The organism is Mesorhizobium sp. WSM4844, assembly GCF_055811775.1.
Map to the genome: position 1 here is coordinate 138,525 of NZ_JBVVQB010000012.1, position 8,690 is coordinate 147,214.

Sequence of the window (8,690 nt, forward strand, 5' to 3'; positions counted from 1 at the left end):
GTCCGTTCCAACGCGCTGGTTCCGGCGTCGTTCAGAACACCAAGGTGTGAAGTCGAAGCCTGCCATGCCGGCGAAACCTTGCCGCTGGCGCGCCCTTCACCTCGCCCTGCCACTGATGGTCTTCCTGTGCGGCGCTTCGCCAGCGGCCAACGCGGTCGTGCCGGGCACCGACGCCAATGTCGTCACAGCAATCGACGTATCGGACTCGATCGGCCGATATGAGGAATGGCTCCAGCAGGCCGGGCTCGTGCGGGCGCTCGTCCACCCCGACTTCCTGCGCGCCGCCACCGCCGGCCCGCGGCGTCGGATCGGGCTCGCCGTCTTCACATGGTCAAGCGATGGCAAGTTCGACCTGTTGGTGCCCTGGACCGTCATCGGCTCGGCCGAGGACGCCGCGCGCGTGTCTCAGGCGCTCGCTTCGGTGACGCTCATCGATCGAACCCATTACGGAGGCGGCGATATGGAGCAGGATCGCGACGGCGACGCTGATCCCGCGGCGATGCACGATCGTCTGACAGACATGTCGGAGGCGATCGCCTTTGCTTCGCTCCTGTTGACGTCATCGCCGCACGCGACGCAGCGCGCGGTCATGAACATCTGCGCCAACGGAGCCGACAATTTCGCGGGCGGAACAGAATCCTCGCGAGACGCGGCGCTGGCGCAAGGTTTTACGATCAACGGATTGGTCCTGGGGCAGGATGCGGAACTTGCGCAATATTTCCGCTCCAGCGTGATCGGCGGTCCGGGAGCGTTCGCCATGGACATCTCGGATGCGAAAGACGCCGGTGAATTCATGACGAGGAAACTTGTTCGCGACCTGTTGGCGTCGGCGCCGGCAGATGCGCCTCGTTTCAGGATCGAGTGACCGCTTCGATGCACAACTACACTTGCAGAACTGCTGCACGACATGGCGTGGCGTCTTTTCGTCAATTCTCGCTTGAGCGCGCCACAAGCGCTTCGCCCAGGCAATCGATACTCAGGTCGGAAGGTCAGCCGGGCGGGCACTGTCCGTTTTGAGCGCTTGAAGGGGCTCTGTGCCTGTGCGATAGCCACTTCACGAAGCAGCAAATCTTGCGGAGAGCGCTCACATGGCGGGTGGACAAGGCATTATGGCCGGCAAGCGCGGGCTTGTCCTTGGCGTCGCGAACAATCGGTCGATCGCCTATGGCATCGCCAAGGCCTGCGTCGACCATGGCGCCGAAATCGCGCTGACCTATCAGGGCGAGGCGTTCAAGAAGCGCGTCGAGCCGCTGGCGGCGGAACTCAACGCCCATGTCGCCGGCCATTGCGATGTGACCGATCCGACAACGCTCGATGCGGTATTCGACGACATCGCCAAGCGTTGGGGCAAGCTCGATTTCCTCGTCCACGCCATCGCCTTTTCCGACAAGGACGAGCTGACAGGCCGCTATGTCGAGACGACGCGCGACAATTTCCTGCGCACGATGGACATCTCGGTGTTTTCCTTCACCACCATCGCCAAGCGCGCCGAGGCGCTGATGACCGATGGCGGCTCGCTGCTGACGTTGACTTATTACGGTGCGGAAAAAGTGATGCCGCACTACAATGTCATGGGTGTTGCCAAGGCAGCGCTCGAAGCCAGCGTGCGCTATCTGGCCGTCGACCTTGGCGCCAGGAAAATCCGTGTCAACGCCATCTCCGCCGGTCCTATCAAGACGCTGGCAGCCTCCGGCATCGGCGATTTTCGCTACATCCTGAAGTGGAACGAATACAATTCGCCGCTAAAGCAGACGGTGACGCAAGAGGAGGTCGGCGATTCAGCGGTCTATTTCCTTTCAAACCTTTCACGCGGCGTCACCGGCGAGGTCCACCATGTCGATTCCGGCTACCATGTCGTCGGCATGAAGGCGGTCGACGCGCCTGATATTTCGACCGTCAAGGAATAGACCCGCCTCGGACATACTCTCCCGCCCGTTTTCGACCGCTCTCCGGATGACCTGATGTATCCGCTCGTCTATATCGCGCGCCATGGCCAGACGGTGTGGAACGCCGAGTCCCGGCTGCAAGGACAGGCCGACACCGATCTCAACCCGCTCGGCCGCGAGCAGGCGACCGGCAATGGCCATCGGCTGGCGGAACTCGTTCAAAATCCCGAAGATTTCGATTTTGTCGCCAGCCCGATGCAGCGAACGCGTGAGACTATGGAACGCATTCGCATGGCGATGGGGCTCGATCCCCAAGTTTACCGCACCGATCCCCGCCTTGTCGAAATGAGTTTCGGCGACTGGCAGGGTTTCACCTTTCCCGAACTCGAGGCCCGGCATCTCGGCTCGGCCAGGGAGAGGCGCCTCGACAAGTGGAATTTCCTGCCGCCCGGCGAGGGCGCCGAAAGCTATCAAATGCTGCTCGAACGGGTGAAGCCGTGGTTCGACGCGCTGGACCGCCGGACGGTCTGCGTGACGCATGGCGGCGTCGTGCGCGTCCTGTTCCGCATGGTGCTGGGGATGCCCGAGAAAGAAGCCGCCAGGCTGAATGTGCCGCACGATCGCTTGCTCAGGCTGGAGGGCCGACGCCTGGAGTGGCTCTAATGCATGTCGCCCAAAAGCATGCCCACGGGCCCGCCTTCTACTGGCCCAACGATCTCAACGCCGCTGCCTCGTCTTCCCGTGACAGAGGCTCATGCGCTCCGGTTGCCGCGAGATAGGAATCGAGCGCTTCCGAAGACGAGGCCGGTGCATATCCGCCATCGCGCGCGGGCGCAACGACGGCAAAATTCACCGCCCAACCATGATCCGAGTGGCACGCCACGGATATGACGGTCGAGCGGTTGGCAGAATCGATTTCGAATTCGCGGCACAAGGAACCGGTTCCATCGCGAAACGTGGCTACGGCACTGATCCTGTCGGTGGAGCCTGCCAGCACGGCTTCTTCGCCGGACGCCACCTGCCCGAGCGCCTCTGAAAGAGGGCTGTCCTGCCCTGCCACCTCAAGTCCATGCGGCTGGTTTTGGCTGGCAAATCCAAAAAAATATCCGCCGAACCCAAAAACGACTGCAACCAGCGAAGCAGCCAGCGGCATGATCCAGGATCCCCGGGGGGCGCGGCATTGCCTGATTGTCCCCCGCCCTGAAGGCAACGACACGCGTGGCCTCGCTGGCGTGCGATGGAACGCTGCGCCACCTGGCCTCGTCGATCATTCGCTGCACGGACTGGCTGAGCCGTTCGGGAACGGGTTCATCGAGAACCGGCATCAGTGCCTCATTGACCTGAATGCGGGTTTCCAGGAACAGCGCGACCCGGCTGGCGATATCCGGCTGCATGGCTTTCTCGATGGCTGCGGCAGTCGTGTCGTCGAGTTCGCCGTCTGCAAGGGCCATGAGCGTTTCGTCAGCAAACTCGCATCTGATCATTTCTGTTCTCGCCCTTCATGACCGGTGAACGTGGCAAGCCGGGATTTATTCCGACTGCCTCGGCGAGATTTTTTCTGGCGCGCGCCAGCCGGCTCATCACCGTTCCGATCGGGATCCCGAGAACGCCGGCCGCCTCCCTGTAGGAAAGGTCCTCGACGCAGACCAGGAGAATGATTTCGCGCTGATCGTCCGGCAGGTCGGTGATCGCCTGGGCAACGCTGTTCAGGGTAAAGCGTGCTTCGACATCTCGCTCGCCACAGGCGCCGACAAGGTCCTGCCGTTGCTCAATGTCGTCCTGCGGCCCGGCCGTGCGCTGCCTTCTGATGTGGTCGATCCACAAATTTCGCAGGATCCGGAACAACCACGCATCAAAACGGGTTCCAGGTTCAAAGCGCTCGGTGTTGGCAAGCGCGCGTTCGCAAGCCGCTTGCACCAGATCGTCGGCAAGATCGCGGGAACGGCAAAGGGAAATCGCAAAGCGGCGCAGGTTCGGAAGAAATGCAACAAGCTGCTTTCCGAATTGATCAGTCTCAATCACGTCGAAGTTTCCGGTTTCATGAGGACCAGGCGAAGTCAGCCGCCTCCGCACGCATTCGGGGTGGGTCGGTATCTTCATATGGCAGCATATGACCACGGCGGCTAAACCAGCGTGGGAGTCCGGCTAGATTTCGGCAAGGCCAGGATTAGACAATGGCAAGCATCAGGTTAGAGCTTGGTGAGAGAACTGCCTATTTCCTGAAAACGAAGGTGACCGCTGGCTTCAAGCCGATATCACGTAGCCGAAGCCCCGCACGGTTTTTATGAGCGGCTTTTCGTCCACGCTTTCGATCTTGCTGCGAAGGTAGCGGATGTAGACATCGACCACCTTCGTTTCCGGGTCGAAGCTCAGATCCCAAACATTGTTGAGCAGCCGGGTTCTGCTGATCACAGCGCCGGAGTGCGACATCAGATACGCGAGAAGCCTGAATTCCTTAGCCGTAAGGCTGATCTCGCGTTCGCCGCGCCAGACCTTCTTGCCGACCGGATCAAGCGCCAGATCGCCAACTCTGAGGACTGGGTCCGTGCCGGTGCTGGAGCCGCGGCGAAGCAGCGCCTCCATGCGCGCGATCAGCTCGTCGAAGGCGAAAGGTTTGGTCAGGTAGTCGTCGGCGCCCCCCTTCAGCCCTTCGACCTTGTCCTGCAGGCTGTCTCTGGCCGTGAGCATCAGGACAAGATGCTGGTGCTGCTCGCGCCGCAGCATGCGACATACTTCGAGGCCGTCGATTCCTGGAAGCATTCGGTCGAGAACGATCAGCGCATATGGCGTCTCCCGCACCATCGCCAGCGCATCCCCGCCACTGTCGGTCACGTCGACAACGTAACCCTCGGCTTCGAGCCCTCGCTTGATGAAGCCGACGATGCGATCGTCGTCCTCTACCAGCAGAATCCTTGACATTTACACCACCTTCTCCCCGGGTCGTATTGCGGGGAGTGAGAGAATTCCCCGCCCGCGATGGGCGTGGTCATTCCGCCAAGCTCCCGCCTCAACAATCGTAATCCATGAAACGAAGGAGGTCGTTCTTTATTCCGAGCCGGTTTTTGCACGCAGCCTCTTTTTCAGAACGACTACGGCGGCACCTGCGTTCGCATCCGCAGACGCGGTTGCGTCAGCGCATGGAAGCCGGACCACGACCTCGGTAAAAGACCCGACCTCGCTCGTGAGCGCAATCTCACCACGATGCTTTTCGATGAGCCATTTCGCGATCGCCAGACCGAGGCCACTGCCAAGTTGGCGCGACGCCCTTGGGCTTCGGCCACGGTAAAATCGCTCGAACACCTTGGGTATTTCCTCGGCTGGAATGCCCAAACCCTTGTCGCGTATCGCAATCTCTGCATGCCCGTCCATAACGGTCATGCTCAAGTTCACCGAGCGATCGCGCGGAGAATATTTTATGGCATTGTCCAGAATTATCACCAGAGCCTGTTTGAGCCGCTGCGCGTCGGCTGTGATCCAGACCGGACGGGTGCTGTAGGCCGCCTTGATCGAGATGCCCTTGGCGCGCCCCAGGATTTCGCCCTCGTGGACCGCATCGGCGACGATGGTAACGAGGTCCGTTCGGCGGGGCTCGAAGCGTATTGTATCGGTTTCCGAACGAGAAAGAAAAACCAGATCGTCGACGAGGCGTCCCATCTCCAGGCTCTGAGTGACAATCCGTTCGAGCGCATCGCGGTACACTGCCTCTGGCTTTGAACCATGGCGCAGCGGAATTTCCGCTTCACCGCGAAGCGCCGTCAGTGGAGTGCGCAGTTCATGGCTGATGTCGGCGAGGAACTGGACGCGCAACCGGTCGAGCTCCGTCAACCGCTGGTTCGCCGCGGCAAGCTCGGCGGTCCGTGTGGCAACTTGCTGCTCGAGTTCTGCTTTGGCATTGAGCAGCCGGTCGCGCTGGTCTTGCTGATGCGTGGCCATTTCGTTGAACCGCCTGGCGAGCGCACCAAGTTCGTCGCGGCCATCAAAGGCGATCCGGTGGTCGAGATCACCACGACTGATCGCCTCCGTGCCTTCGGTCAGCAGGCTGATCGGGCGCATCAATGATCGGGCGAGAAGGAAAGCAGCAACAAAGCAGAGAACCACGGCAGCCAATGCAAGCGCGGCCGTCATCCAGGTCAGGCGTCGCCACAGTGCTTCTGCCTGCAGTTCGGTTCGCACAACCTCTTCCTCTTCGTCGCGCCGCGCGGCTTCTAGGATGTTTTCGAACTCGGCGTCGAAACGATTCTCGATGTCCCGGCGAAAAATCCTGACCGCGTCCTCCTGGCGCCCCTGGTTGCGAAGGTTGATTGCGTCCGACGTGGCTTTGGCGATTTCTCCGTAGAGCGTGCGCATCCGCGTGATGCGGAAGATCTCGTCACCGCTGTCCTCCTGTTCGCTGCTGCGCCCGAGAAACTCGGCTTCTCCCCTGGTCAGTTGCGCGAGCTTTTCGAATCCGGCCTCAAGTTCGGCGCGGGCGCTGTCATAGTCGGGACGCTCCGGTTCGCCAATTAACAGGAACTCGGCGATCTGCTCGGAATATCGGTTGGCGTTGACCGTAAGCGCGGTGACGGCTTCCAGTTGGTTGTTGGCCCATTGCACGCGCTGTGTGTAGTAGGTTGTCGAGCGAATGGTGATGTAGACGATAGCCGCCATAATCACGACTGCCCCCACGACAATGAGCTGAAATACAAGAATGCGAGACCTGATGCCCATCGGTGTCCATCGGCGTTGAGAACCCGAAACCGATCGGATTCAAGAATACCCCCTTCGCGGCAGAGAAGGCCACCGTGCAGGATGGCTCGCGCAGATCGGCGCAACATTTCCGCGACGCCGTTTCAGCACGGAGCAACCATAGAGGACCCGCTATTAAGGATACGAGAGATTCAGGTTAGAAATTGGTGAGAATGCAGTCCTGCCGTCCGAATTTAGCGACTTCAACCCGTGAGAGGTTAAGTTCAGCCGGACGCCGCAAGCCGAAGGCGAGACTGGCTTGCCGGGTTTCATCGGGCGTAGAGTTGAAGCTTTCGCGGGTGACTTGCGAGTCACTTGCGAAACCGCCAGGAACCGAGACCCATCGCAGCCGAAACTGGTCGCGTTGCTCGCGAGAATAGCCAGCACCGCCCTGACTGAATGAGTCTATTCGGTTGAATCGCTTTCCGGCAATTGCATGTCGGTGATGATGTTCTCGCCGTTTGTCTCGTCGTAGGCGATCACGATGTCCATGCCGGGTTTCAGCGCTTCGAGATCGGTTTCGGCGTTCAGCTTGTAGGATTTGCCGTCGTCGAGTGTCAGCGTCAACGTTTCCTTGTCGATCTCTTTGATCAGGCCTTCGGTCTGGCCGGCGAAGGCGGCGGTGGAAATCAGCAACATGGCGGCAACGGCGCCGATCGGGATACGCATCATCGTCCTCTTATCATTGCGCCGGCTCGGGGGCGGCGGGTGTTCAACAGACGGTGTTCAACAGACGGGTCGAGGGAAGCAGAAACCAACCGAATGTGTCAAAACTAAATCCGCCAGATCACAGTTTGACCGCTGCGGAAAACGCCAATAGAACGCAGCTACGGCGCCGCGCGCCCTGACGCAGAAACGACGCTGTGGCACTTTTGTTTTTGCGCATGATCCTTCCCGAAAATCGCTCCGATTTTCGGGGTTATGCGCTAAGCCGGCTCGGTGCCGGCAGGGCTGGTTTTCATGTCTCACAATACGTTTGGCCATCTTTTCCGCGTCACCACCTGGGGCGAAAGCCATGGTCCATCGCTCGGCTGCGTCGTCGACGGCTGTCCGCCCGGCATCCGCTTCACGCGCGCCGAGGTCCAGGCCGAGCTCGACAAGCGCCGCCCGGGTCAATCGCGTTTTGTGACGCAGCGTCGCGAGCCCGACGAGGTCAAGATCCTGTCCGGCTTCATCCTCGATGACGACGGCGAGACCATGATCACCACCGGCACGCCGGTGTCGATGATGATCGAGAATGTCGACCAGCGCTCCAAGGACTATGGCGAGATCGCCCGCCAATACCGGCCTGGTCATGCCGATTATACCTACGACACCAAATACGGCCTGCGCGATCATCGCGGTGGCGGCCGTTCTTCGGCCCGCGAGACGGCGGCGCGGGTGGCGGCCGGAGCCTTGGCCCGCAAGGTCGTGCCCGGCATGGTCGTGCGCGGCGCGCTGGTGTCGATGGGGGAAAAACGAATAGACCGCGCCAACTGGAACTGGAATTTCGTTGGCGACGCCGAAAATCCATTCTTCACGCCCGACCCGGCATCGGTCGCCGTCTTCACCGCGTATCTTGACGGCATCCGCAAGGCGGGTTCCTCGGTCGGCGCGACAATTGAGATCGTCGCCGACGGCGTTCCGGCAGGCCTGGGCGCGCCGATCTACGCCAAGCTCGACCAGGACATTGCCTCGGGCCTGATGTCGATCAATGCCGTCAAGGGTGTCGAGATCGGCAACGGCTTCGAGGCCGCCCGCATCACCGGCGAAGAAAATGCCGACGAGATGCGTATCGGCAATGACGGCAAGCCGGTCTTCCTGTCCAACAATGCCGGCGGCATCCTCGGCGGCATCTCGACCGGCCAGGCGATCGTCGCGCGCTTCGCCGTCAAGCCGACCTCGTCGATCCTGACCCCGCGAAAGTCGATCGACAAGGACGGCAACGACGTCGAGATCATGACCAAGGGCCGGCACGATCCGTGCGTCGGCATCCGCGCCGTGCCGATCGGCGAGGCGATGGTTGCCTGCGCGATCGCCGATCACTATTTGCGTCATCGGGGACAGACGGGGAAGGGAATAGGGGAGTAGGGGAGTAGG

Annotated in this window: 9 protein-coding genes; 4 read left to right on the forward strand and 5 right to left on the reverse strand. The window is 61.0% G+C overall.

What is annotated here, in order from left to right; translation table 11 throughout:
- The first annotated feature begins 64 nt into the window (after positions 1–64).
- From AC0L2A_RS12935 to AC0L2A_RS12945, 3 genes are all read left to right on the forward strand, one after another.
- Positions 65–865, forward strand: coding sequence for a DUF1194 domain-containing protein (locus tag AC0L2A_RS12935; protein WP_473609133.1), 801 nt, complete (start codon positions 65–67; stop codon positions 863–865).
- Positions 866–1,088: 223 nt separating this feature from the next.
- The gene (gene fabI / locus AC0L2A_RS12940) at positions 1,089–1,907 is read left to right on the forward strand and encodes an enoyl-ACP reductase FabI (protein ID WP_473514711.1); all 819 of its coding nucleotides are present in this window, start codon (positions 1,089–1,091) and stop codon (positions 1,905–1,907) included.
- 54 nt (positions 1,908–1,961) lie between these two features.
- Positions 1,962–2,549 carry a histidine phosphatase family protein gene (locus AC0L2A_RS12945; protein ID WP_473609135.1) on the forward strand — a complete coding sequence of 196 codons (588 nt, stop codon included), beginning with the start codon at positions 1,962–1,964 and terminating at the stop codon, positions 2,547–2,549.
- Positions 2,550–2,586: 37 nt separating this feature from the next.
- Here AC0L2A_RS12945 and AC0L2A_RS12950 read toward each other — a convergent pair whose 3' ends face one another.
- From AC0L2A_RS12950 to AC0L2A_RS12970, 5 genes are all read right to left on the reverse strand, one after another.
- Positions 2,587–3,039 (reverse strand): hypothetical protein, encoded by a 453-nt coding sequence (locus tag AC0L2A_RS12950; RefSeq protein WP_473609136.1) that lies wholly within the window; start codon positions 3,037–3,039, stop codon positions 2,587–2,589.
- Between the two features lie 308 nt (positions 3,040–3,347).
- Complete coding sequence (locus AC0L2A_RS12955; protein ID WP_473609137.1) at positions 3,348–3,908, reverse strand: RNA polymerase sigma factor; 561 nt, start codon at positions 3,906–3,908, stop codon at positions 3,348–3,350.
- 222 nt (positions 3,909–4,130) lie between these two features.
- Positions 4,131–4,805: a response regulator transcription factor gene (locus AC0L2A_RS12960; RefSeq protein ID WP_023799350.1), complete on the reverse strand. Its 675-nt coding sequence runs from the start codon at positions 4,803–4,805 to the stop codon at positions 4,131–4,133.
- A 126-nt stretch (positions 4,806–4,931) separates the two neighbouring features.
- Positions 4,932–6,533 (reverse strand): sensor histidine kinase, encoded by a 1,602-nt coding sequence (locus AC0L2A_RS12965; RefSeq protein ID WP_473609139.1) that lies wholly within the window; start codon positions 6,531–6,533, stop codon positions 4,932–4,934.
- Between the two features lie 483 nt (positions 6,534–7,016).
- Complete coding sequence (locus AC0L2A_RS12970) at positions 7,017–7,280, reverse strand: DUF1344 domain-containing protein (RefSeq protein WP_287209946.1); 264 nt, start codon at positions 7,278–7,280, stop codon at positions 7,017–7,019.
- Positions 7,281–7,571: 291 nt separating this feature from the next.
- On the opposite strand from AC0L2A_RS12970, the gene aroC reads away from it, so the two are divergent.
- Complete coding sequence (gene aroC, locus AC0L2A_RS12975) at positions 7,572–8,681, forward strand: chorismate synthase (protein ID WP_473609140.1); 1,110 nt, start codon at positions 7,572–7,574, stop codon at positions 8,679–8,681.
- Positions 8,682–8,690 lie beyond the last annotated feature (9 nt).

What these genes read in the sequence shown, in the direction of transcription:
- AC0L2A_RS12945 (WP_473609135.1), top strand. Translation starts at nt 1,962, where the DNA reads ATGTATCCGCTCGTCTATATCGCGCGCCATGGCCAGACGGTGTGGAAC.
- AC0L2A_RS12965 (WP_473609139.1), bottom strand. Translation starts at nt 6,533, where the DNA reads ATGGCGGCTATCGTCTACATCACCATTCGCTCGACAACCTACTACACA.
- aroC (WP_473609140.1), top strand. Translation starts at nt 7,572, where the DNA reads ATGTCTCACAATACGTTTGGCCATCTTTTCCGCGTCACCACCTGGGGC.
- AC0L2A_RS12935 (WP_473609133.1), top strand. Translation starts at nt 65, where the DNA reads ATGCCGGCGAAACCTTGCCGCTGGCGCGCCCTTCACCTCGCCCTGCCA.
- AC0L2A_RS12950 (WP_473609136.1), bottom strand. Translation starts at nt 3,039, where the DNA reads ATGCCGCTGGCTGCTTCGCTGGTTGCAGTCGTTTTTGGGTTCGGCGGA.
- AC0L2A_RS12960 (WP_023799350.1), bottom strand. Translation starts at nt 4,805, where the DNA reads ATGTCAAGGATTCTGCTGGTAGAGGACGACGATCGCATCGTCGGCTTC.
- fabI (WP_473514711.1), top strand. Translation starts at nt 1,089, where the DNA reads ATGGCGGGTGGACAAGGCATTATGGCCGGCAAGCGCGGGCTTGTCCTT.
- AC0L2A_RS12970 (WP_287209946.1), bottom strand. Translation starts at nt 7,280, where the DNA reads ATGCGTATCCCGATCGGCGCCGTTGCCGCCATGTTGCTGATTTCCACC.